Below are 26,443 nucleotides of genomic sequence, written 5' to 3'. Positions count from 1 at the left end.
ACAAAAGTCGTAGTATATTTTAAAAATTTCTTTTTAAAAAAGGTCATCCACTTGCCCAAAAAGGTCAAAATTGAATCAAAAAATGAACCCCGAAAAATGGAATCACTTTTCGGGGTTCAAAACAATTAGCAGATCTATCTTATGAAATAGATATTGTTCTATTAAAAATTACATTGTTTTTTTATTGATCTTATGATCTAAAGCCGGAGTTACATCCATATTGTACCAAGCAAAACCAAAGATGTCTGCATACTCTTCAATGATCATACTTGTTGGTTTTCCTGCACCATGACCAGCATTTGTTGCAATTCTGATCAAAACAGGATTTTTTCCGGCATCTTTTGCTTGAAGTTCTGCTGCAAATTTAAAAGAGTGTGCAGGAACTACACGGTCATCGTGATCTGCTGTTGTGATTAAAGTAGATGGGTAAGCTACTCCTTGTTTTACATTATGATAAGGAGAATATCCTTTCAGATAATCAAACATTTCTTTAGAGTCCTCAGCTGTACCATAGTCATAAGCCCACCCTGCACCTGCAGTAAATTTATTGTAACGCAACATATCCAATACACCAACGGCAGGGAAAGCCACCGCAGCTAAATCAGGACGTTGTGTCATCGTAGCACCTACTAGAAGTCCACCATTTGAACCACCGCGGATCGCTAGCTTTTCGGAAGAAGTATAACCTTCTTTTTTCAAGTATTCAGCGGCCGCAATAAAGTCGTCAAAAACATTTTGCTTATTCATTTGTGTACCAGCCGAATGCCACTTTTCACCATATTCACCGCCACCTCTTAGGTTTGGAACGGCATAGATGCCACCATTTTCTAACCAAACTACATTGGCAACAGAGAAACGAGGTTGTAAGCTTACGTTAAATCCACCGTAGCCGTAAAGTATGGTTGGGTTCTGTCCATTCTTTTCTAAACCTTTTTTATAAGTAATGATCATTGGCACTTTTGTACCGTCTTTTGAAATATAAAAAACTTGCTCGGAAGTATAATCATTCGGATTGAACTTCACATTAGGACGGATATATTCCTTTGACTCACCACTTTCGATAGTATACTCAAAAGTAGTCGAAGGCATGGTGTAAGAAGTGAAAGAATAGAATAATATTTTATCCTCATCATCTCCATAAAAACCAGAAGCTGTTCCTACACCAGGCAATTTGATTTCTCTTTCCTTGTTCCCTTTTAAGTCATATTGATAAACTTGAGAAATCGCATCTTTCATGTATTTAGCAAAGATTTTCTTTCCACAAGTACTTACAGATAACACGTTTTCTGACTCAGGAATTAAATCTTTCCAATTGTCTCTTTGTGGAGAGTTAATCGGAGCAACCACTACTCTACCGTTAGGAGCATTATAGTTTGTTTCAATCCAGAAATTACTCTCATTAGAATAAATGATATTGTGGTCATTCTCTGTATTGTCAACTAATGTTACAATCGGAGCATCCTTTTTAGTAAGATCTTGAATATATAATTCATTACCTGAAGTATTAACCGCTGCAGAAATCACTAAATATTTTTCATCATCTGTTACATAAGCACCAACATATCTTCTTGGTGTTTCTTCACCCCCAAACACTAGCTGATCTTTCTCTTGAGGAGTACCTAATTCATGGTACATCAATTTATGATGCTGTGTCATGCCAGATAGTTGAGAACCGTCTTTTGGTTGATCATATTTACTGTAATAGAAACCCTTACTTTTATTCCAAGCAATATTCGTAAATTTGGCATTTCTTACTGGTTCTTCAATGATCTTTTTTGTTTCAGTATCGATAACATAAATGTCTCTCCAATCCGAACCGCCTGTTGATGTTGCATATGCGGCTAGTTTTCCATCATGTGTAAATTTGATGGTCGATAATGAAGTTGTGCCATCTTCAGAAAAGGTATTAGGATCAAGGAAGACCTCTTCTAACTCAGAGTTAGGTTTCTTTCTGTATAAAACATATTGATTTTGCAGACCATCATTTTTATAGAAATACAACCAATCACCATGTTTTCTTGGTGCAGTGATTTTTTCATAATTCCATAATTCAGTTAAACGATCTTGAATTCCTTTTTTGAAAGGGATTTTTGAGAGAAAAGCCTGAGTAGCTTCATTTTCTGCGGTAACCCATTGAGCAGTTTCTTCTGATTTATCATCTTCCAACCAACGGTATGGATCTGCTACCTTAGTTCCAAAGTATTCATCTTCAACTATTTCTTTTTTAGTTTGCGGATAGTTATAATCCATTTGCTGTTGACAAGCAGTAACAGCAACAACACTCGTTAGTAAGAGAGCCGATGCGACTTTATTGTTCATGTTAAATAATTAAAATGGTTATTGGACTCTAAGTTATCATTGAATTGAAATGTTTTCAAAATTCATTTCTTAAAAAATCTTTATATTCTTGTTTTTAATTCCTTTTCATTTAATAAACAACGGTTTAATACCTCTTTCAATCCTTTCTCGTAAATCATTTGTATATTTAATTAGAATCATCAATAACCCTCTTTTACTATTTCGTTTTAATGAAGAATAAGGATACTCAGTCAAAGTCAGAGATCAAAAAATTTCGTCAGATTACCCAAGGAGCTTATTTGCTAGGTTTCTTTGGGCACATCAACGCATTATTTCTGTTTTGGTATTTAGATATTCCAGAATTGGTTTACTTCAATATTTTCTTTAGTGTACCTGTTTTTGGTTTGGCACTGTATTTAAATTCATCTGCCTGCGAAAACAGTGCTTTTTCACTTGCATGTATTGAGTTGCTGTTTCATCAGGTAGCTTGTACTTATTTTATTGGCTGGGGCTTTGGTGCCCATTTTTGGTTAATTTATTTAGCGGGGCTTAGTTTCTTTAACCCCAATTGGCATCGTTTCCTACAATTTGGATTTTTGGCCCTTATATGTGTTGTCTATGTTTCGATTTCTTACCTTTTTCAAGAAGGAATATACCCTTTATCGGAGGAAATGCAACACTTCTCCTATATGACTAATGCTGTGAGTACGATCTTAATTATTTCTCTTCTGATTAATTTTTATGCAAAAACAACTAAGAAATTAGAGTATGAATTGTTAGAAGAGCAAAAGGTAACGGAGAACTTATTGAGTAAAATTAAATCTTTGTTTGGTCAGCAGATTTCGCATAAAGTAGCCAAACATATCATGGAAAATTATGAAGAAATTAAAACCACTCAGTTCCATGTTTCCATTATGTTTTTAGATATTCGTGATTTCACCGTATTTGCTGACTCTAGAAAACCCTCTGAAGTTGCCAAATTCCAAAATATTGTTTTTGGAGCTTTGATAAAGATTATTAGTGAAAAACACGGGGTTGTATTACAACTTTTAGGAGATGGATTGATGGCCGTTTTCGGGGCGCCTATTAAATATAAAAACCATGAGAAAAATGCTGTTAAAGCGGGTTATGGTATTCTAGAATGCATTAATACATTGATTGAAGAAGATAAGATTCCCCCTATTAAAATTGGTATTGGGTTACATGCTGGAAATATCGTAGCTGGAAATATTGGTAACGAAGAAAGAAAAGCGTATTCCCTCACGGGTAAAAATGTAATTATTGCCGCAAGAATTGAATCCCTTAATAAAGATTTCAATAGTCAGTTTCTTATCTCTAAAAGTATCTATGAAACTATAGATAAAAGTGAATCTGATTCAATTGAAGACCTTGGTGAAGTAAAACTCAAAGGTTTTGGCACTCCAACAAGGGTATATAAATTAATATAAAGCAGCATATATCATGAACGCTCATAATTAACACGTTGTATTACTTCTTCATATTGTTTGAACTGTTCTTCAGAAAAGACCCTTTGTATTGCATTTTTACGAGCGATATACAACTGATTCCAATGAGCAGTAACATGCTGTCTGTAATCGTAATCTGAAGCATTCATATTCGAATAGATCTTATCATAAGTAGCATTAATTAATTTATATTGCCTTTTTTGATAGGAATCAAGAGAAAGTGTTTTAGACAGTTCTTCCCTTATGTCATCTGCATAATGGAATTGTCCAGGCATATGCTTTTTAATAAATTGATGTGTGATTTGCTGTTGACGTTCATCCATCATAAAATAGAGGTCTTTTTCTTGATTCTTGTATGAATTTTTCACTTTACTCAACAATAGGCTATTTCCAGAATCTGTCTTTAAATCACTTTTATAAATCAGCTTTCTCCTTTTAATAATATATTCTTTAACAACCACTTGAAACGCTTTTTCTTGCTGTGGTGTTAAGTTCAATTCTTCTTTAATCGATAAAAAATCTATTTCTAGACTATCCTCATTGAATACACATGAATAAAATGGAAAAAGAAGAGCAATGAGAAATAAATATCGTATCATCATAAATAAGTATTTGTGATTATTTTATGATACAAAAGTAGTGGAAGGGTAATGGGAAGGCTTGCAAAAAAGAGTACAGATGTTGTATAAAAAGGGATTTTCCGTAGGGGCAGACCTATGTGTCTGCCCGCTGTACCACAATCAGAAACACAAAAATCAGTAATGTGTCTACCTACTGTACCACAATCAGGAATACAAAAAATCTGAACATATAAGATAATTAGCACATTGATTTTTATCGATGACAAATATGGTTTTGGCGGTCATATAAATAAAACAAGAACCACAATACTTCAATAATTTGTATTGTGGTTCTTGTTGTGGTTCGGTGGGCAGACACATAGGTCTGCCCCTACGTGGTTCGTGATGTGTTTTTGTAACGAATTATAATTTAATTTTCTCTATATCTCGCTCTTTCTCAGCTATCAATATCTGCAAAATTATTATCCCCATTGATTTTATTGAACATCAAATATCGCTTTGCACTGGTTTGATCGGTATCTGGATAAATTAAATAAAATAAAACCACAACACTCCAATAATTTGTATTATGGTTCGTGTTGTGGTTCGGTGGGCAGACACACAGGTCTACCCCTACGTGGTTCGTGACGTGTTTATGTAACGAATTACAATTTAATTTTTTCTATATCTTGTTCCTTCTTCTCGTCCAATTCCAGATAGATAATCTCCTCTCCTATATTTGAAAAATCAATTTCTTTCAGGTCTATCATTCTTACTCTTCTGTTGTGCTGTGTATGATAGCTGTATTGCAAATCATTGATATTTGCTGCTGAAGTCCAAAGCGTAGTTGAACGTAATGAATTGTCAAAGTGATCTGCATTTGCTCCCTCACCGCCGTCAGGACCTAATGGAAGGTTAAAGTTGTCTAGAATTCTGAATAATTCATAAACGGCTTCCTTAGCATCTGTTGTTTTTCGAGAAGTATGCGCATAGGCAGTCGCTCTTACAAACCTTGAGACTGGAGTATTATCTCCTGGTAAACCTAAGAAACCTGATCCTGCACCAAGAGGTTTGATCGCTATATCGTTGATCTCAACTGGATTTTGAGGATGTGGTGTAAGGTTTAAGTAATTGCTAAGATTGGTTAAATGCCAGTCATAGTTAGGAGCATTTGTAATTACTCCAACATTTGAGTCGTACATTTTCAATTCACCGTTTGTAAACTCAATCACAACTGTAGCTCCAGTGGCATCAGACATCATCCAATGCCCTGGAAGTTCCAATCCTACAGATTCTAGAATAACACCAGTAACATTAACCTCTAATAATCCTTTTTTAACTTCTGCAACATCTTTAAAATTACCGAGCATATAAGTCAATATATCTTGTGCTGAAATTGTGTTGTCAGCTTTCTTTTTATCATAAGCAGGATAATTTGCATAACCTGGGTGATAGAAACCACCTCCTGCTAATCCTGCTTCATTCATACCATCAGCTAACACATCATCACCAAAGGCAGTGACTGCTATAAAACCATATTTTGATTGATAATCTTTTCCATTTCTTCCTTCTGGAGTAAGTCCCTTGAATTGATGACCTTGAGGAACTACGACCATTTTTGAATTGAGGTCAAATGCACCCCATTCTAATGTTCTACCATAAACATAACTTCCATCTTCAGCTTTTAACTTAATGCCTGTACAGGCTTGTGAAAGTGGAGATACATAAATTAATATAGCAATAGATAATACGATAGTTTTTAAAATATTCTTCATATCAATTTTTAATTTTTGTTGATCTTTGAATGATAAAGTAAAGGTAGAAACTAGATCATGCTTCAACGTATCGTCAACGTTCAAGCAATTATCGAATCAGCTCAACTCTCTTTCCCAATCATCAAAAAAGGATTTACTTTGCCACATTGAACCATTACATTACTTTTGTATTGATGAAAGAGAAAGAACAGATCAAAACCTTCAAATTGAAAGAAGGGAATGCTAAGAACTATTTTAAGAGTTTACATGATGTACTTGGAGGTGAATATTCCGACTCTTCTTTTTTATATCATGGGAAACATACCGAATTAAAAATGTCTTCCCTCCAGATTATGCAAGGATTAGAGTTGATTATTTCTCAAGCGAAATTTGGTCACCCTCTAATCATGGAACGTGAACCTGACAACGATTCAGATACAATTCATATCTATATTGTATATAGAGGGAATGTAAATCAAAATTACAATGACCAATTACTGATGTTGGAAGCGGGAAGTATAAATAGTGTATTTATCTATAATGGGTTGTTTCCAACAGTCACTCACTTTCCTGTAAGTTCGAACTATAATTCTATTTCATTAAAATTATCAAAAGATGTATTGATCCAATTATTCCCTCATTCTTCATATGATCTGATAAATGCTTTAATTAATAATGAATCTATCGCTTACCATACAGGTTTACCTATTCAGATGGAAGCACTTATTGATGATATTCTACATTATGAAAATACAAAGTTTGAGCGTATACCCATGCTAATGGTAAAAGGCTTAGAGCTGTTCACTCAGATTATGTTATCTATCAAAGCCCTTATTCAAAACGATAAACTTCATGGATTGCATCAAGAAGACTATAAACGATTGTTGGAAATCAAAAGCTATATTTTATCAAAACTGGAAGATCAATTAGTAGTTGAGGACATGGCATCTGAATTTGGTGTTAGCATATCGAAATTGAAAAGAGATTTTAAAACGCTGTACGATACATCCATATACCAATATTATACACATGCTAAAATGGACGAAGCCTATCGCAGATTAAAATCCGGTAAATACTCTGTAATGGAAGTTGGCTACGATTTAGGTTATACCAGTATTCCTAATTTTTCATCCATGTTTAAAAAAATAAAAGGAGTTAGCCCTAAAAACATCATCCCGTAGGGGCAGACCTATGTGTCTGCCCGCTGTACCACAAACAGAAACACAAAAATCTGTATCTATAAAATAATCATCAACATTGTTTTTTATCGATGACAAATATGGTTTTGTGGTCATATAGATAAAACAAGAACCACAATACTTCAATAATTTGTATTGTGGTTCGGTGGGCAGACACATAGGTCTGCCCCTACGGAACTGTTTAATGTTTCCTATTATTTAGAAATATCGAAAGTTACCTTTTTCAATTTACCTGGTGTAAAGATGAATTTACCTTTGTCTTTGTAGTTTTTAGAAACGATACAACCTTCGTCTCTACCTACATCAAATACATCACCACCGTAAGAAATACCCATTGTACGCTCTAGTTCGATGGTATCAACAAGTTTGTCATCGATGTATAATTCAACTTTTGCTGCACCGTTCATACGTCTCTCAGAAGTAATTGTGTGCTTCAACGTCACTTTATAATCACCTGTAGGAACATCAACACCTTCATTCTCATATAACCAGTAACCTAATACTGAGTTTGTGTAGCGAAGTTTACCATCAAGAACGTATAGTGCGTGACCACCCATCGCTTTACCAATGGCGTAGATAACACCTTCAGTATCTTTATCAGCTCCTTCGATGTGTGCGTTGATTACGTAATCGTTTGACTTCATCTGAGGGGCTGCATTCTCTGGTAATCTGTACACGTTAGGTGTAAGTACCCAGTTTGTTTTTGCGTCCATAGAAGTATTAGACTCAGGTTGAATCACACGACCCATAGCACCACCAATTGGGAATACATCGTACTTCTCAGCCTCTTCCCAGAAGATTTTCTCTAACTCCTTGATTTTCTCAGGATGCTGATCTGCAATATTCACTGATTGAATCGGATCTTCGTCGATGTTGTAAAGCTCCCACTCCATATCAAGAGGCTTCAAATTAGCCAATGCACCTGCACTCATTTGCCAAGGGTATCTGTAAGGCTTACCTGCTAAGCTCCATCCTTCGTGATAAAGTCCCATAAAACCAAGACACTCGAAGTATTGAGTTGGGTGATTTGTTTCTGCTTCTGCATCATTCCATGCATACGTTAATGATTCACCAGGATATTCTCTTCTCTTCTGACCATTTACATAATCTGGAGCAGGTACACCTGTTACTTCAAGAACTGTAGGAACGATATCCGTAACGAATTGGAACTGACGTCTCCACTCCCCTTGTGCTTCGATTCCTTTAGGGTAACGAATTGCCATTGCTGCCATTGTACCACCGAAGTGAGAACCTACTTGTTTTGTCCATTGGTAAGGAGTTGATAATGCGTAAGCCCATCCTGTTGCGAAGTGGTTACTCATATCTTCATTACCCCATTCTTCAAGACCTCCCATACGATCTAACCAATCCAATTGCTCATCCATTGTCAATGGTTCGTATCCATTTTGGAAGAAAAGTTCTTGAATATTACCTGTTGGTGTTCCTTCACCAGTTGTACCATTATCTGCTGTAAAGAAGATCACTAGTGTGTTATCTAACTCACCCATTTCTTCAAGGTGATCAAATACACGTGCAATTTGTGAATCTGTATGCTCCAAGAAAGCAGCGTTTACTTCCATCTGACGGCTTAAGTACTCTTGTCCTCTCTCACTGAAAGTATCCCATGCTGGAATTGATTCTGAAGGCCAATCTACCAACTTCGCATCTTGAGGAACAAGTCCTAATTCTTTCTGATGCTCAAGCATTTGATTACGCATCTCTTCGTAACCTTCGTTGAATTTCCCTTTGTATTTGTTTCTCCAATCTGCTGGTGGCTGGATTGGTGCGTGACAAGCACCTGGTGCATAGTACATAAAGAATGGCTCGTCTCTAACTCCTCTCCAGTTGTCCAACCACTTGATCGCTTTGTCAGTCATATCAGTAGTGAAGTGGTAATCAGAGCCATCCGCATTTTTCTTTGGAATATCCACTGCTGTATTGTTTTCGAATACTAATGGGTGGAACATGTTCATCTCACCACCTACGAAACCGTAGAAGTACTCAAATCCCCAGAAACTACCTGGCCAGTTGTGGAATGGACCTGCAGCAGAACCGTCATCCAATTTTGTGTTATGCCATTTACCGAAGGCAGAAGTAGCATAACCGTTTTCAACAAGGATTTTACCTAATGCAGGTGTAGTATAATCCACCTCATTGTTATATCCTGAATAACCAGTTGAGAACTCACTTACGATACCTGTACCAATTTGGTGCATATTGTATCCTGTTAAAAGTGATCCTCTTGTTGGTGAACAGATCGCATTCACTGCCATGTGTGAATAACGAATACCTTCATCACCAACACGGTCGAAAGCAGGAGTATTAATTGGACCACCATAAGATGAAACTGTACCGTAACCGACGTCATCTAACATAATAATTAAAACGTTCGGAGCATCTTCCGGAGCTTTTTTGGTTTCAATAAAATAAGGTTTTGAATTGTCTATTGTTTTTTCAGCAACACCTTTCCACTCACCAAGAGGGTAAGGAATACTAATCGACTCTTTGTCTGCGCCTTCTTGTGCAAAGCAAGAAATTGAAAGCGCTGAGAATAACATAAAAATTAATTTTTTCATTCTTCTGATTGTAGGTTAATTTTTAGAAATATTTTTTGGTTGAAAGATGAGCTTTCATCTTTGTTGAATTGATGTCATGATGTACCAATCCTACCACAACTAATGTATCTTAGTATAGATTCTACATAAATTTTGTAATGATATGAGAATTAATAGAGGGTAATTATTCGACTATCAATTTGTAAACTTTATGATACAAAAGTAGTGGGTGAAAAAATGGAATTCATGCCCTCACAGATCATTCAGTATCCGTGATAGATCAAGTTTATTTTTTCTGAAAATTTCTTTAAATACAACTTTCAGAAGGTTTTAAAATCTACTTGGATAAGATATCTTTATACTCTAACTAATTGAAAGCAGAGCATGGAGAAGTTTGAACTCACTTTTAAGGAAGGGATGACCTTTAGCGTAGTTGAAACATTATTAGAAAAAATTGGTGGTAATCTGATCAATGAACATCAGTATAGATATAAAAAAGGGAGATCTAAGATTGAGTTTGACTTTTTCAATTTTTGGAATGGGTTTGAAGTGATTCTTATTGACTATTATAATCCAGTTGATGCAAACATTGATAGAATTCCAGATGGAGACCCTGACCTGATACATATCAATATGATTATCAAAGGTGAAGTCGTTCAATTATTTAATAAAAAGCAAGAAGTATTAAAATCCGACTCTGCCAAAAACGTGATCATCCATAATGGTTTATTCCCTATTGATGCCTATGTACCTGCTGACAAACACTATCAATCAGTGGGTGTACGAATCACCAAACAAGTATTCAAAGGAATCATGCCGGAAATATATCATGAGATAGAAAAAATGTTTCCCAATGATGATGGCATCGGGTATCACACCTCTTTACCTGTAGAGTTGATCTCACTCCTTGAACAAATGTTCCTTTATAAAACTAATCAAAAGCTCAAAACTCCTTACCTTCTCTCTAAAGGAATAGAGGTATTGGCCATTTTAATAGAATACGTCATTTCGTTAATTCATAAGGATGAGTTGAAAGGACTTCACTCTAGTGATTACCAAAGACTATTACAAATAAGACAAAAATTGGTCACCAACTTCGATCAGAAAATTTCTTTAAATGAAATTGCGGAAGAATTTGGTGTGAGTACATCAAAGCTTAAAAGAGACTTTAAAACTCTTTTTGATACAAATATTACGCAGTATCGAATTCAAGCTAAAATGGAAGAAGCGTATAAACGATTAAAAAGCGGTAAGTATTCAGTGCTTGAAGTAAGTATTGATTTAGGGTATGAAACTCCTTCAAAATTCTCTACAATGTTTAAGAAAATCAAAGGTGTTAGTCCTAAAGATATTATCCCATAGGGGCAGACCTATGTGTCTGCCCACTGTACCACAATCAGGGCCACAAAAAATCAGTTAAATTATTATGTGAAATGATCAATGACAATCGGATTTTTGGATTGTTATTGATCATTTCATTGGGATTTAATTATGGTTTGTATTGTGGTTCAGCGGGTAGACACATAGGTCTACCCCTACGTGGTATTGGAATTAATTCATGTGTTTCTGAATATACTTCGCCATCTTTTCTACAGCAACTTTAGTTTCAGTTGATTCAGTAGATTTAATTTGGAATACGTGAGGCATTCCTTCATAAATATCCAAAGTTACAGTCTGACCTGCCATATCCATCGCTTGGTATAAACGTACAAAGTTACTTAGGAAGATTTCTCTTGTACCTCCTTGGATTAATGTAGGTGGGAAACCTTTTGTGAAATCGCCATACACTGGAGAAACATAAGGATGCTTTTGATCTTGAGGAGCTGCATAAGCATCAGCAGAAGGACCTAAAACCTTTTCATAAACATAGTTTGATTCTGCATGTTTTAGCGTCATGTATGTATCTCCTGTTTCAGTTATATCCGCCCAAGGAGACCAAAGGACAACAACTGCTGGCATACCAAGACCTTCATCTCTTAATCTCAAAACAGATCCTCCTACAAGCCCTCCACCTGCAGAGTCACCGAAAATACCGATGTTTTCCATAGTGAATCCTTGTGCATTCAAACCTTTGAACACATTCACTACTTCACCTGTAATTTCTTTCCATTGAGCATTTGGTGCGACTGTATAATCAACAGAAATCACTTTCATTCCTGTTGCATTTGCAGCTAGGGCAGCACTTGTAATTGTGTTATCAGCACTAAACATAGTATAGCCACCACCGTGAGTGTAAATCAAACGTTTTCCGTCTTCTTTCCATCCTTTCGGAGTAATCTCTAAAACTCGAACGCCACCAATTTCTTGTTCCTCAACAGTGATTTGATACTTTTCCTTCACATCTGCTTCTCGTCCAAATGCAACTTTAGACATTATGGCATTCAACTGTTTCCAACCTTCAATGTTATCTGCAGTTGGAGCATTAGGTCCCGCTGAAGGATCAGGAGTATTTTTAAAGATATTACCCCAACTTTCAGAAACTGTAGAAGCAGCATAATTTCTAATATCTACTTCTGGTGATTTTGATTCTTGTCCATGTGATATCATAGCAACAAAATTTAAAGCAAATAAAGTTAATACTAATACTTTCAATTGTTCTATTGATTTAAATATTTTTCTCATGTTCTATTTGTGATTTTTTTGATTGTATTGATGCTACAAATTTATATATCCAAGCATCATAATTTACTTCTTATCAGTTCATGCAATGATCCAAAACGCTCAAAATATGTGCTCAGTAAAATGAAAAATCACTATCTATGCAAAACATAAATAGTGATTCATATATTATATTCCTGCAAAATTAATTTATCCTTTATACAGGTAGAACGAAAATGCTATGTTATTTTGACTATTTTTTGATGAACTGAACAACTCTTACTCGAAAGTAAAAGCTGTTCACTATCATTCAACTAATTATCCAATATAGTCTTTTAGGAAATCCAAAATAATTGGATTTAATTTATCAGAAGCGTCCATTGTAATCCAGTGGCTTACACCTTCGAATGTATGATACTTAAAATCGCCGTTTACAAATTCTGCTGTTCCAGCCATTTGTTCTTCAGCTAATGCCATGTCTCCTGTACTCCAAACTGCTTGTACGGGGATTGTTGCATTTGGTAATGGTAGCTCACCTGAGAATGCTGCCATAAAATTGGCTCTATACCAGTTTAAACCAGCTGTCATTCTTCCTGGACGTGAAAGGTCTTTGATCCATGTTTCAGCACCTGGGTGATTTTCTACAAAGGCTCTGAACAATGCCCAATCATCTTTCGCTAACATGGTTTCTGCAATTCCTTCGAATTGATAGAATAATGCATACCATCCTAATTGTTTCTGACGAATACCCGCCTTTGCATAAGAGTTTGGATGACCAACAGATAATGGCATATAACACTCAAAACGATCTGCATGAACAGTGGCTAAATACCAGCCTACAAATGCTCCGAAATCATGGCCTACTAATCTTGCTTTTTGAACCCCTAAATGATCCATCAATGCTAAAGCATCAGCTGCGATTTTATCTATAGTATAATGTTCAACTCCTTCTAATAATTCACTATCACCAAATCCACGTTGATCTGGAGCAATTACTGAATAACCAGCATCTACTAAAGGTCCTATTTGATTTTCCCATAATTCTGCTGAGTCCGGAAATCCATGTAATAATAATACTGCTGGCCCTTCTCCTTCATAAACATACTTAAGGTTAATTCCATTAATAATTTCTGACTTTTTTTGATATTTCATCATGATATATTTTTGGTTTAAAAATTGTTTTCTGTTAAAAGAAGTATCTCGCTTTGATCGTAGGAGCAAATACAAAGTTGTTTGCGGGGTTGAACGATGGGTTCATTACAAACTGTGCTCCTGGCGTTAACCACATATCTGGGAAAAGTAACATTTTCCAATATACCTCTGCTTGCCATTGACCTTCTGAACGTACAGGTCCTAACAAAGTACTTAAGAATTTCTCATCCTCTGTTGTAGGGTTATTCAGTTTATCTACATTTCTAGGGTTAATTCTTGAATAGTTCACTGCAAAGTTTAACTCACCTTGAATATTGAAAGGTTGTAAGAGTGCAACACCTGCAGACGCAACGATATCTGATAAAGTGGCTGCACCTGCTGCACCACCTGTAATATTACTCCAAGCACCATTGGCAAAACCTACCACATTTCCCCATTGCTTACTACCGTGTACTTTCACTGACCAACCTGGCTCAGAAAAATCTGAATATAGTGTTTCTGCAGCTCTATCAGTCCACATTACTGTAGCATGAAGGTGATCAAAATCGTTTGCTCCACGCACCCAATGTTTACCCACTTCTAGACCTGCCACCACAGTTCCGTGTCTTAATCCACCCCAGTCGATGATACCACCAATCTGGTTGTTATCTTGGACAATACCTGAAACATAAAGTTCTGAATCTGCAATTGGTTTCCAGTTAAAAGCGACACCTACTGAAGATGCTCCCATTGGTAAAACATGCCAAGGCACTGTATTGGCACTATTCGAAAAGGCTACCCTGTTATCTTTGAATCGGTTAAAGTCTAACACGCCTAAAGGAGAAATATAACCCGCTCTAATCCATGCACGATCTTTTTTAAATTTTTGTTCCCAGAACACGAAAGGCAAAGTAACGCCGTTCCAAACGTTAGTCATGTCAACTCCACCACCAACACCAGTCGATACTAAAATAAACATTGGTGAGATATCGCCATAACCATGTCTTACATCCATAATCACATTAAGGCTACCTTCCCAATCTTTTCCTTTATTAATTGGAGTCCATTTAAAATCCATGGCAAATACTCCTGCACCTGCAGTGTTACCCATTTGAGGAAATTTTAAATGAGACTTTGGAACAATAGAGAAGACATTGTGATAACTGGCTCCAATTTGAATTCCCGTTTTTTCGTACAACTCTTCTTTCCATTTAAAATAAGGCCCAATCTTCATATTAACGATTGCACCAGGTTCCGGAAAACTATGGTTCAAATCTGTTTTAATATCTCTAGGCTGTTCTGGTGTTAAGCCATCAAGATTAGGATAATGTGGTAGAGTATCTGAGTCGTATCTTATATCCTTTTGTTTGTTTTGAGCATAAGATTGATTGATAAAAGTTCCTGAGACGAATACAGATATCAGCAGAGACTTTATTATTGGTTTTATAATAGATTTCACTTTATTGTTGGTTTATATCTTTGATTTTGTAGGAATATTATATGTAATAAGCTATCCGAATAAATGTAGACGAAGGCTCTTTACATTTTAGTAGATGTATGCGATAGTCTTTGATCGACCATCGCATACTTGAGAAGATCATTTATTAGATTGCATCAAAATTCTTGAATAAAGAAATTGTTGATTGCTCACCTTCTATTTGGATTTTATTGCCTTCTATTAAATCTTCAATTGATTGAGGATTAGTAAAGAAAGCTAGGAATGTTTCCTTATCCATTTTCAAAGTTGTTTCTGTAGAGAACTTATAGTCGTTGATATTATCGATATATTGACAAACTCCTTTTCTTACATGGAAACCTGCTAATTGTTGGTCACTATCTGTAATTTCGATGGCGATAACATGCTCACAGTTCTCTGTGGCTTCAGGATTGATTCTTACTCTTAGAGCATCAATAAACTTGTTCGCATCTTTATCAATCTCAAATGGTTGAGGAGCAATATTCTTAGGCATTGGACCTTTACCAGTCAAACCTCTACCTTGAGATAACAAGAATCCTCTAGCAATCGATGAGGTTTGAGAATAACCTGTTTCGATCATTAATTCTCCTTTCCACTTCAGAAGGTCTTGATTGTTTTCATCCAATACCAACAAGTAGTTGATCAACTCCATACTCCAAAGCAACTCCTTATTTTCTTGTGCTTCTTTTGCTAATTCTACTACTTTATCATAACCTCCTAACGCACGTACTAAACGCTCTGCTCTAGCTTTTGGAGGAAGAGCCAATATTGTTGAAGCATCTCCGTTCCACCATCCCATCGCAATGTTAGCGATATAAGGAGGATACCAAGTTAATGTACCATAGTTTTGAGACAATTCAGGAGTATTCAACATGTGCTCCGGCAATTTGACAAAGTCACGTAACTCTTCAGGACCTTTACCTTGAAGCATACCTCTTAATGTCTGATCCATCACCAAACGTAAGAAGTCACCATAAGCACTCAAACGCTTTGCAATCTCTTCTTTTCCAACAACTGCTCTCGCATTTACGTTGATCAAGATTTCAGGAGATAATTCCTCTAAAACATCGATTGATTCTACCCAGAATGCTGGATCTCTGTAGTCCGCACCACGAGGAGTGTAAAGGTTAGGCATCATTGGAGCAAAATTGTTTGTGAAAGCAATATTTCTCGATGGTACCCAAAGTGTCAAACAATCATCTGTATCACTTCCACCTTTAGTAAAGAACTGAAGATCAAGTCCTGCGATGTTCATCATCTCACCATTCTCTACTTCTTTCGTAACAGGTTGGAATCCACCTGGCTCATAATTTAATGAGAATCCTACTGCACTATCATCTCCTTCTTTTGGAAGGTACATTTGTACTTGCTGGATTAATCTACCCCATTGTAATGGCTGAAGCTCTGGGAAGCTACCGCCTGTTCCTCCACTGTTAGCCATGTTGTAGTTTACTTTTGGGTGACCGATGATCATTACATCTTCTTCACCATCAGTAATATATTTTGTGCCATGTACATAATGAGAGTGACTATAAATTACCGCTTTAATAGGTTTGTCGGTTACCTTACGAATTTCTTCTTTATATCTGATGCCGTCTTCGCTATTTTCCCCAGCATCGTAAACAATAACACCCTCAGGGGCTACGATAAATGAAGCATTAAGACCTACACCAGTAATTACATAGAAGTCTTTGGCAATTTCAATAGTCTCTTTCTTTTGATAAAAAACTTCTTCTAATTCACTGAATACTTGCTTATGGGCTTTACCTCCATTGGCTCCCTCACCATATTCTACATCTATTCCCATTGCATAGTTTAAAGAAGGATCTTTAAATTTCCCCTCTTTATCTTGGGCATTTACATTGTTCATAAATACAAAAGCGGAAAGCACAGTGGCTGCTAATACGTTTCTTCTTGTTGGTTTCATTTTCTTGTTCTATTTGTAATTTGATAATACAAAAGTAGAGCAAGAATAGCCGGTCAGCTACTCTGATAAGTTCATGTGACAATCCAAAAAGTTCAAGAGGATATTTTATTTGAATCTTTACAGAAAAAGGGACTATTACATCTTATAAACAATAAGAAGACAATGGAATGCTTATATTGTAATTCATAACATTATTATCTTTTTTATGCTTGAATTAGTCTATCAGGAAGCGAATATTGAACAATTATTTGAAGTATTGACAAAGGAATTAAAAAGAGATGCTAGAGAAGGAAATCACTTTCTTTACTCTCATGAAGACTCCTTTATTCACTTCTATTTCTATAAATTGATAGAAGGGTTTGATGTCTTTATCTCAAATTGCAAATACAAGGAGGATATTCATACACAGAGATTACCTGATAATGACCCCGATCTTATTTTTATCAATATTGTCAGAATCGGAGATGTTTCTCATGAATTGGTTGATGAAGAAGACCAAAAACATCTAGATGCCGAAAGTCAAAAAAGAATATTGATTTACAACGGCATGTACCCTATCGAAACGCTCTTTAAGGCCAATACACACTTCCAATCCTTGGGCTATTATGTTTCCAAAAATGCATTTACACAATTAATGCCCGATCATAAATCTGTTTTCCGTCAGTTGTTTCCTGGTACAGAAGGTTTGGCATACTATACTTTCCTTCCAATAGAACTGAACCCTTTATTGGATGATGTATTTCATTTTAGAGAAAAAGTGATTGGTTCCAATCCTCTTATTTTAGCACGTGCATTGGAGATTTTTGCTTTGTTATTCCAATCTATTATCGGGATGCTAGATAAAGACGACTTGAATGGACTGCATTATGATGATTATCAGAGACTATTAAAGATAAGGACAGTACTTAGCGGTAATTTTGATCAGAAAATAGTTATTGATGACCTTGCAAAAGAGTTTGGGGTTAGTGTTTCTAAGTTGAAAAGGGATTTTAAAACACTCTTCAATTCGAGTATCTATCAGTATCACCTCAATGAAAAAATGGAGGAAGCCTATAGAAGACTAAAAGAAGGCAAACAGTCTATCACCGAAATCAGTATGGATATGGGTTATGAAAATCCTTCCAAGTTTTCGGCTATGTTTAAAAAGATCAAAGGGCTAAGTCCACATGAAGTGATTCCTAGTCATTAAATAGGATAATTGGATGTATTCCGCCCGTAGGGGCAGACCTATGTGTCTGCCCGCTGTACCACAATCAGAAACACAAAAACCAATTAAATGATGATTTGAAACTATTAAATGCAATTGGGTTTTGGATTGTATAATATGGAATTTAATAATATTTCGTTATAATTCAATTGACAGGTGGTTCGTAATGAAAATGAATTTGGTTCGTGTTGTGGTTCGGCGGGCAGACACATAGGTCTGCCCCTACGTGGTTCTTGGAATAAAATTTGTTGCGGTCATGTGAAACGAACTATTCATTTAATCTTAACGATTCATCATGTTAAAGCAACTAACATCTCGACGTTCTATACGTCTGAAAGGCTATGATTATTCTCAATCTGGACTTTACTTTATCACTATATGCGTTCAGCATAAAAAGCACTTATTTGGGAAAATTGAAAACCATGAAATGATATTGAATGATGCTGGTATTATGATCAAGCAATGGTATCAGGAGCTAGAATGTAAATTCATTAATATCGCTTGTCAGGAAATGATCATTATGCCCAATCATTTTCATTGTATTATTGAAATCAAAGAAGATTATAATTCCATACCTATTGGCTCAATTGTTCAATGGTTTAAGACAATGACAACCAATGATTATATCCATGGTGTTAAAACCAAGAAATGGAAAGCATTTGATAGACGTTTATGGCAACGTAATTATTGGGAACATATCATCAGAAATGAGTATGAGCACGAAAAGATAGCTAAATATATCATCGATAATCCATTATGTTGGGCTGATGATAAACTAAATGTCACCCTTCCGTAGGGGCAGACCTATGTGTCTGCCCACTGTACCACAATCAGAAACACAAAAAAACATCAGGTAATTGATCACAATACAATAATCAATCATTGGATTTTGTAAGATGATATCTCTTTATGGGATTTAATTTTGGTACGTGTTGTAATTCAGTTGACAGATGGTTCGTTATGAAAATGAATATGGTCCGTGTTGTGGTTCGGTGGGTAGACACATAGGTCTACCCCTACGTGGTTCGTGATGTGGTATTTATCAATTAATTTTATCCAAAAATACAATTTCTTGGCAACCATTAAATACTTTAAATCTTTCTAACTCCTCCATTAAATCAATATGAAATGCATTTTGGTCGTTCATGTTTTCTTCTAAATGAAGACTAATTACATTCAAAATACCCTTTTTTCTATCCACCTTACAATCTATTCTTGCCACAAGGTTGTCGTGCCATAATATAGGCAGGGTGAAATAACCATATTTTCTTTTGGATTGTGGCAGATAGCATTCCAATAGGTAGTCGTACTCAAAAAGGGCTTTTATTCTTTGGCGTTGAATCAAGAAATTATCAAATGGAGATAAAATCTTAACCTTTAGTGAATGCTTATGATTACCAAGGTTATCAATTGTTGAAGTTAATGTATAATAACTTTCCCCCTCAATTTCTATGATAGATAATTCTCCATCTTCTACCATATTATGAAGTGTTTCTTGTAAGATTAATTTGATATTTTTCTTCAATAAGAAACCAATTTCAGGTAATTGGGCAATGCCTTGATTGTTCAAATACCTTCGGGTAAGGTACTTTGCATATTCAGTATCCGTTGGAGTAGAAGTATCAACAGAGTTTGGCAATACCCTTTCAGTCAAATCATAGACTTTATGAAAATTTCTTCTTTCAGAGATCATTAAATCACCCTCCATAAATAGCATTTCTAAAGCTTGCTTATAAGGTGCAGATTTCCAAGCGGAAGAATTGGCTCCTTCAGATTTAAAATCTTTAGCCATCAATGGTCCTTCAGTCTGAATACGTCGCTTGACCTCATTCATTAGCGTTTTATTTTTTTGGTGCCAATGTTTCTCTTTCCCAGCTTTTAAAGCATTTTTCTTGGGTAAAGAGTACCTGAAATCTTTCATTGGAAGATAAGAAGCGGCATGTGACCAATATTCAAATACTGATTTATTTTGAATAAGTTGATCAATATGTGATGTCTGATAGTCTGTGTTACGTGACCAAAATATATGATGATGGGCTCTTTGAATGACAGCTATTGTATCTATTTGAATGTAACCTAAATGCTCAATGACCTTTAAAGTAGAATTCAGTTCATTATTAGTTAATGGGAAATTGAACTGACGATCAAGGATTATTTGTTTTGCTTCAGCTTTGGAAATTGCAATTTTTTTCATGGGTTAAAGCTACATAATTTATCGTGCTTAGAGAATATAAAAATGCTATACATTAAAGAAGTTCATAAGTGTATCAAAACTACTTTTAATTAGCTTCTAAAATGACCTTGACAGATTTAGGTGAGAGAATATTTCACTAAAATGAGGTCATTATTTTTACTTTCTAAAGATTGAATTGAAAGAAATCACTTATTTCTGTAACACATTGCATTTTTATGAAAATAGAGTGGTCTGTCTATAGGTTATTATTCAATCTAAAAACTTGACATAAAATGTAAAACAAACACTATAAGTATTGAAAACAGCCAAAATAACTAATCATTATTGAAATATTGGAGGAAAAATCAAAACGATATCATTATCATATTTCTATTAAATAATATACAGTTTTTGTCTAGTGTTGATTGTTGGGGATGTAATTCTTTACCGCGTATTTGGGTTTGAAATGAGATGCTATTTATCTACATGTAAACTTAAATCAAGCCCATACCAAATGGGCAGTATTAACTAATTCAAAATGAAAAACAATTATCTATTAATCTTATTTTTCTTCTTTTTAGGAAATGAGATTAATGCTCAAGAATGGAGCAACATTCCTGTACCAGCTTATGCAGGACCAGGCAACACATGGGAACTTCAGGGCAATCTCTCTGATGACTTTAACTACAATTTCAACGCAGTAAATTACAAAACTAATTTTGGTAACGGGAAATGGTATAACTTCTATCATAATGCTTGGGATGGACCAGGTACAACCTATTGGAAACACAATAGAGTGAAAGTGGATGGTGATAACCTCGTTATTACTGTTGCAAAGACAAACAACACTACAAAAATGGGAATTCCGGGTGTTTTATCTGGGTGTGTAACATCTAACAACCGAGTAACTTATCCTGTTTATGTGGAGTCAGCCATTAGTGTGGCCAATATTTCTTTGGCTTCTTGTTTTTGGCTTTTAAGTCCTGATGACACACAGGAAATTGATATTATTGAAAACTATGGTAATGTGCCTTGGTTTAAACAATTTACACATATCAGTCACCACTCGTTTATTCGTTCGCCATTTACCGATTATCAGCCGAAAGACTGGAACAGTTGGTATCAAGATAGCCGAGTGAATGGTAATTATGGATGGGGTGATTGGTGCTGGAATAATGGCAACAGAAGATATATGAGAATGGGTGTCTATTGGGTTGGTCCAGAGCACTTTGAATATTATATTGATGGGCAATTAGTAAGAGTGATGTACAACAATGCTACTGCTACAAAGGTAGATGGTACTTGGCAATATCAGTATTTCAACTCAATGTCTGGGCAATTTCCAACAAATAATTCTAGCGGATATACAGCGGTAACTACCTATGCAACAAGCTCGAATTATAACTTCTCAACGCTTCAAGCGGCAAGTAATAATTCTAATGGTATCAGCGTAGTAGATCCAGGAAATTTCCAAGGTGGAAGAGGTTTTACAAAAGCAATGGATATCATTATCAATGTAGAATCACAACAATGGTTAGCACTTAACCACACTCCTTCTGATTCAGATTTAGCTAGTTCTGCTAGAAACCAAATGAAGGTGGATTGGGTGAGAGTTTATAAGCCTAAATCATCTTCTGGGAGTGGTAGTTCTAACGGAACGACTTGTGCGGATGCTCCTTCCTATAATGGTAATTCTAATAGCTATTCAGCAGGTCAATATGTAATTAATGGAGGTATTTTATACCGAAAGCGTTCTGATGGACAATGGGATTATATTGCCAACTGTGGAAGTAATTCAAGAATTTCGGACGCAGTGGTAGAAAATCTTGCTTATGAGAGAATCAGTCTTTCACCAAATCCTGCTAAGAATTTTGTAAGAATCTCAGGATTGGCAGAAGGTGACTTCGAAGCGGTTATTGTTTCTTTACAAGGCAATGTGATTTCAAGTCAAATAGTCAATAAGGAAGCCAATACCCTTTCTACTACACATCTTTCTCCTGGAGTCTACATCATTAAAGTAGCAGGAGAAGCTCAAAAACTTCTAATCAATTAATCAAATTGTATTTAAATAGCATCTTGTTTTATGGGAGTTCCAAACGAATGGAACTCCCCTTTTTGATATAGGATGCTTACATTTAATTACATCATCAAAAAAATCAACTTATTTCTTTATATCAAAAGTAACTTTCTTCAACTGTCCTGAAGTGAATTTAAATTTCCCTTTGTCTTCATAATGATGACTGACTGGCATTCCTTCGTCACGACCAATATCAAATGTTTCGTGTCCTCCATACATTAAACTTACAGTATGACCGATTTGTACTGTCTCCACCAATTTGTCATTGATTAATAATTCAACTTCAGATGCACCGGTAATTTTACGTTCCTTGACGGTATGTTTCAAAGTAATTTTCAACTCACCATGGGGAATCTCAACTCCTTCTGATTCATAGGTAAAGTAACCTAAAGTTTGGTAGGTAAACATTAACTTTCCATCCAAAATATAAAGAGATTGTCCACCCATGTGTTCACCTAAAGCATAAATGATACCTTCCGTTGTTTCGTCTGCTGTGATGAAAGCATTTACCTCAAAATCATTTGTTTTCAATTCCGGTCCAGCCATTTCAGGAACTCTATACGTATTGGTTGTGAACTCCCAATATTTCTTCGCTCCTTTTGCCGCACTTGATTCAGGTTGAAGCAAAGTACCCAATCCACCTCCAACTGGGAAAACATTATATTTTTCGGCTTCTACCCAGAATAATTTTTCTAACTCTTTTACTTTCTCAGGATGCTGGTCTGCGATATTTTTGGATTGAATAGGGTCTTCGTCGATGTTATATAACTCCCATTCAGTAGCCAGAGGATCCATATTTGCCAAGGCTTGTGCATCGAACATCCAAGGAACACGGTAAGGCTTCGCCGCCAAACTCCATCCTTCATGATAAATACCAATGAACCCAACTGTTTCAAAATATTGCGTGGTATGATTTGTTTTTGCTTCAGCATCGTCCCAAGCGTAGCGCATAGAAACACCAGGATAGTCTATTCTTTTTTGACCATTTACATAATCTGGAGCAGGTACGCCGGTTACATCCAAAATAGTTGGTACAATATCCGTTACGTTTTGGAATTGACGTCTCCACTCTCCTCTTGCTTCAATTTCTTTCGGGTAACGAATTGCTGTAGAAGTCATTACACCACCAAAATGAGAAGCCATTTGTTTGGTCCACTGGAAAGGAGTTGATGAAGCATACGACCAACCTACAGCATAATGGTTTGCCATATTAGGACCTCCCCATTCTTCTAATCCTCCTAACTTTTCTAACATATCCAACTGCTCTTTCATGGTAAACTCAGGGAAACCATTTACGGTTAAAAGTTCAGAACAAGATCCTGTTGGAGTACCTTCTGAGCTACAGCCATTGTCTGCGGTCAAGTACATGACAAAGGTATTGTCCAATTCTCCCATTTCTTCAAGGTGAGTAATTACACGCCCGATATGGAAGTCTGTGTATTCAAGAAACGCTGCATTTACCTCCATTTGACGGCGTAAATATTTCTTGCCTTCTTCACTAAATGAATCCCATGCTGGAATAGAACTTGGCCAATCTACCAACTCTGCATCTTGAGGCACTAATCCAATTTCTTTTTGCTTAGCAAATTGTTCCAAACGTAATGCTTCGTAACCTTCATCATAACGCCCTTTGTATTTACCTCTCCAATCTGCAGGAACATGAATTGGCGCATGTACAGCACCTGGAGCATAATATATAAAGAAAGGATCATCTCTTAAACCTTTCCAGTTATCTAGCCATTTTATGGTTTGATCCGCCATATCTGCTGATAAGTGATAGGTAGAACCGTCCGCATTTTGAGTAGGTGTGTCGATTGGTGTAGTACCTTGATAGAGCAATGGGTAAAACTGATTGGTCTCTCCTCCCATAAAACCATAAAAGAAATCAAACCCCCAAATACCTGTTGGCCATCCTTCAAAAGGGCCTGCAGGAGAAGCTTCTTCCAACTTGGTATTATGCCATTTACCAAATGCGGCAGTAGCATATCCATTGTCTTTTAGGATTTTGGCTACGGATGGTGTCGTATAATCAATTTGCGAATTGTAACCTGGGTAACCTGTTGCCGCCTCATTGATCACGCCAGTACCTATTTGATGCATATTATAACCTGTCAGCAAAGAACCTCTGGTTGGTGAGCAAATAGCATTGACAGACATGTGTGTATAACGTAAACCTTCTTCACCAATACGATCAAATGCTGGCGTATTCATTGAACCTCCAAATGATGTAGCACTAGAGTAGCCTGTGTCATCGAGCATAATCACCAAAACATTGGGAGCATCTTTTGGTGCTTTTTTAGAACTTATAAATGCAGGTTTTGACTCTTTTAATGTTTTCCCTTGCACACCTTTCCACTTCTCTAATGGATAAGGGATGGCATTCATTTCTGAGGTGGATTCTTGTCCAAACACAGAACAGCTTGCAAGAAGTAAACCTATTAGTAATTTTAAACTTTTCATGATTGATAATTTTTCTATTATGGGTGATAAAGTATTTCTCTTTTCGTATCTATTTGTATTAGAAATCCTCTACCTGATCATTTCAATCACAAATTTATTTTAACTAAATATGCTATAAAGACATAAAAAGGAGTTTTATTTGCATAAAACGACAAAACAACCCTATGAATCATTATCAATTTGAGTATTCTGAAGTCACGAAGGAAATTGTAGAAGCAACTTCACATTTTGAAGAAGGAAAATGGGTGGACAATCATTTTCATTTAGATAATCGTGAAGGTAAAGTAGATATATGGCTTTATGATTTATTTGACCATCAAGTTCACATTATGATCGGTGATTTTTTGATGGAAAAGGATTTGATTTTAGAGGAAAAACCCATCAACAAAGAATTGCTCACTTTTCGGTTTGTTACTGATTCAGAAATCACACAAGAGGATTATGTGTTTGGGAAGCATCATCAAGAAGGAGCCGTCTTGTATAATTCTTCTCACCCCTCAAAAATTCACCTAAAAGCCAATAATCCTTTTAAGGGTGTGACCATAAGAATAGATAAAAGGTTTATTCAGCATGTGGAGGATGAAAAATGGAATGCTTTTGAAAAGCATATTAATCAAAATGATTACTGGTTGTTCTTTGAAAAAATCACTCCCGAAATGGATTTTTGCATCAAGGAATTATTTCAAATTCAGCAACAAGAGTTAGGCCAACAAGGATTAAGTTTTTCTGTTTCATTCAAGTTAGTCGCCCTTTTTCTTGTAGAGTTTTATAAGCATCGGATATTAAATCAAAAAATAACCCTCTCTAAAGAATTAATAAATACCATTTACCAAATAAAAAATCAGTTGTCAGAACAATTAGTTCAGCCACCAAGTATAGAAGAACTTAGTGTTCAATATGGAATGAATGTTCAGAAAATCAGGAAAAGCTTTCAACTTGTATTTGGAGCCTCTCCCCATCAATATGTTATGAAAGAAAGGGTTTTCAGAGCAAGAAATCTGGTTTTAAATACAAACCTGCCAATGTCAGAAATTGCAGATGAGCTGGGTTTTTCACATTCTTCTCACCTCACTCGACTGTATATTAAGGAATATGATATATCGCCCCTGAAAGAAAGAATGCTTAATAAATGATGTTTAGGCGTCACTGCCTTATGTGATGATGTGTCCCCTTATAATGTGACACATCATCACCTTATAAGGGGAAAGGCTTCACCCTTACCATGTGGCACTCTTCACCCTTATAAGGTGGCAGACCTCACCCTTATAAGGGTGAACATCCCACCCAATTAATTGTGAGGACTAAAGCTCTTTTTTATAATTAAATCAGTTCAATCTCACTAGGCCTCCAAGTTTGATCGAACCACTTTTCAGTTGGACCAAACATTCGCAACATGACAAACCAACTTTTATTTGGAATGGTCTGCAACCAATTATTTTCATACCCTTTTGGTGCTTTTGGTCCGAAATAGATGAGATATGATCCATCCTCTTCCATTCTCATGTTTGCCAACTGACTTCCAATAGTAGGTGTTGGTTGATCCGTTTGCAACATCGATCTT

Annotated in this window: 18 protein-coding genes; 7 read left to right on the top strand and 11 right to left on the bottom strand. The window is 35.9% G+C overall.

The features are described from left to right. Positions 1-168: 168 nt before the first annotated feature. Entirely contained in the window at positions 169-2,319 is a 2,151-nt protein-coding gene (locus AVL50_RS11755) for a prolyl oligopeptidase family protein (RefSeq protein WP_062616701.1), read from the bottom strand. Between the two features lie 209 nt (positions 2,320-2,528). Here AVL50_RS11755 and AVL50_RS11750 point away from each other — a divergent pair, with 209 nt between their 5' ends. After that, complete coding sequence (locus tag AVL50_RS11750; RefSeq protein WP_062616700.1) at positions 2,529-3,746, top strand: adenylate/guanylate cyclase domain-containing protein; 1,218 nt, start codon at positions 2,529-2,531, stop codon at positions 3,744-3,746. 11 nt (positions 3,747-3,757) lie between these two features. Here AVL50_RS11750 and AVL50_RS11745 read toward each other — a convergent pair whose 3' ends face one another. After that, entirely contained in the window at positions 3,758-4,366 is a 609-nt protein-coding gene (locus AVL50_RS11745; RefSeq protein ID WP_062616699.1) for a hypothetical protein, read from the bottom strand. 623 nt (positions 4,367-4,989) lie between these two features. After that, the gene (locus AVL50_RS11740; RefSeq protein ID WP_063850682.1) at positions 4,990-6,099 is read right to left on the bottom strand and encodes a linear amide C-N hydrolase; all 1,110 of its coding nucleotides are present in this window, start codon (positions 6,097-6,099) and stop codon (positions 4,990-4,992) included. 173 nt (positions 6,100-6,272) lie between these two features. Between AVL50_RS11740 and AVL50_RS11735 the strand changes: the two genes are divergently transcribed. Beyond that, a complete protein-coding gene (locus AVL50_RS11735; RefSeq protein ID WP_062616697.1) occupies positions 6,273-7,259 on the top strand; it encodes an AraC family transcriptional regulator in 987 nt (328 codons plus the stop codon). A 212-nt stretch (positions 7,260-7,471) separates the two neighbouring features. On the opposite strand, the gene AVL50_RS11730 is transcribed toward AVL50_RS11735, so the two are convergent. Continuing rightward, the gene (locus AVL50_RS11730; protein ID WP_062616696.1) at positions 7,472-9,853 is read right to left on the bottom strand and encodes an arylsulfatase; all 2,382 of its coding nucleotides are present in this window, start codon (positions 9,851-9,853) and stop codon (positions 7,472-7,474) included. Positions 9,854-10,216: 363 nt separating this feature from the next. On the opposite strand from AVL50_RS11730, the gene AVL50_RS11725 reads away from it, so the two are divergent. Beyond that, the gene (locus AVL50_RS11725; protein WP_062616695.1) at positions 10,217-11,194 is read left to right on the top strand and encodes an AraC family transcriptional regulator; all 978 of its coding nucleotides are present in this window, start codon (positions 10,217-10,219) and stop codon (positions 11,192-11,194) included. Positions 11,195-11,383: 189 nt separating this feature from the next. On the opposite strand, the gene AVL50_RS11720 is transcribed toward AVL50_RS11725, so the two are convergent. From AVL50_RS11720 to AVL50_RS11705, 4 genes are all read right to left on the bottom strand, one after another. Next, positions 11,384-12,454: an alpha/beta hydrolase fold domain-containing protein gene (locus tag AVL50_RS11720; protein ID WP_062616694.1), complete on the bottom strand. Its 1,071-nt coding sequence runs from the start codon at positions 12,452-12,454 to the stop codon at positions 11,384-11,386. 294 nt (positions 12,455-12,748) lie between these two features. Then, positions 12,749-13,585 carry an alpha/beta fold hydrolase gene (locus AVL50_RS11715; RefSeq protein WP_062616693.1) on the bottom strand — a complete coding sequence of 279 codons (837 nt, stop codon included), beginning with the start codon at positions 13,583-13,585 and terminating at the stop codon, positions 12,749-12,751. A 31-nt stretch (positions 13,586-13,616) separates the two neighbouring features. Further along, positions 13,617-15,020 carry a carbohydrate porin gene (locus AVL50_RS11710; RefSeq protein WP_062616692.1) on the bottom strand — a complete coding sequence of 468 codons (1,404 nt, stop codon included), beginning with the start codon at positions 15,018-15,020 and terminating at the stop codon, positions 13,617-13,619. A gap of 145 nt (positions 15,021-15,165) precedes the next feature. Then, complete coding sequence (locus tag AVL50_RS11705) at positions 15,166-16,965, bottom strand: alkyl sulfatase dimerization domain-containing protein (protein WP_062616691.1); 1,800 nt, start codon at positions 16,963-16,965, stop codon at positions 15,166-15,168. 205 nt (positions 16,966-17,170) lie between these two features. Here AVL50_RS11705 and AVL50_RS11700 point away from each other — a divergent pair, with 205 nt between their 5' ends. Further along, the gene (locus AVL50_RS11700; RefSeq protein ID WP_062616690.1) at positions 17,171-18,154 is read left to right on the top strand and encodes an AraC family transcriptional regulator; all 984 of its coding nucleotides are present in this window, start codon (positions 17,171-17,173) and stop codon (positions 18,152-18,154) included. Between the two features lie 313 nt (positions 18,155-18,467). Continuing rightward, positions 18,468-18,968 (top strand): transposase, encoded by a 501-nt coding sequence (locus tag AVL50_RS11695; protein ID WP_062616689.1) that lies wholly within the window; start codon positions 18,468-18,470, stop codon positions 18,966-18,968. Between the two features lie 246 nt (positions 18,969-19,214). Here the strand turns inward: AVL50_RS11695 and AVL50_RS11690 are convergent, their stop codons facing one another. Further along, positions 19,215-20,366 carry a winged helix-turn-helix domain-containing protein gene (locus AVL50_RS11690; RefSeq protein ID WP_062616688.1) on the bottom strand — a complete coding sequence of 384 codons (1,152 nt, stop codon included), beginning with the start codon at positions 20,364-20,366 and terminating at the stop codon, positions 19,215-19,217. Positions 20,367-20,883: 517 nt separating this feature from the next. On the opposite strand from AVL50_RS11690, the gene AVL50_RS11685 reads away from it, so the two are divergent. After that, complete coding sequence (locus AVL50_RS11685) at positions 20,884-22,398, top strand: T9SS type A sorting domain-containing protein (protein ID WP_062616687.1); 1,515 nt, start codon at positions 20,884-20,886, stop codon at positions 22,396-22,398. A 108-nt stretch (positions 22,399-22,506) separates the two neighbouring features. Here AVL50_RS11685 and AVL50_RS11680 read toward each other — a convergent pair whose 3' ends face one another. Further along, positions 22,507-24,882 (bottom strand): arylsulfatase, encoded by a 2,376-nt coding sequence (locus AVL50_RS11680; protein ID WP_082795772.1) that lies wholly within the window; start codon positions 24,880-24,882, stop codon positions 22,507-22,509. 164 nt (positions 24,883-25,046) lie between these two features. On the opposite strand from AVL50_RS11680, the gene AVL50_RS11670 reads away from it, so the two are divergent. Next, positions 25,047-26,015, top strand: coding sequence for a helix-turn-helix transcriptional regulator (locus AVL50_RS11670; protein ID WP_062616684.1), 969 nt, complete (start codon positions 25,047-25,049; stop codon positions 26,013-26,015). 187 nt (positions 26,016-26,202) lie between these two features. Here AVL50_RS11670 and AVL50_RS11665 read toward each other — a convergent pair. Continuing rightward, on the bottom strand, positions 26,203-26,443 hold a 241-nt coding region (locus tag AVL50_RS11665), incomplete at its 5' end, for a DUF1214 domain-containing protein (RefSeq protein WP_157491293.1).

It is taken from the genome of Flammeovirga sp. SJP92, from assembly GCF_001583495.1.
Taxonomy (GTDB): domain Bacteria; phylum Bacteroidota; class Bacteroidia; order Cytophagales; family Flammeovirgaceae; genus Flammeovirga.
Note: the sequence above shows the minus strand (reverse complement) of the source record. Positions and strands in the feature narration are given on the sequence as shown.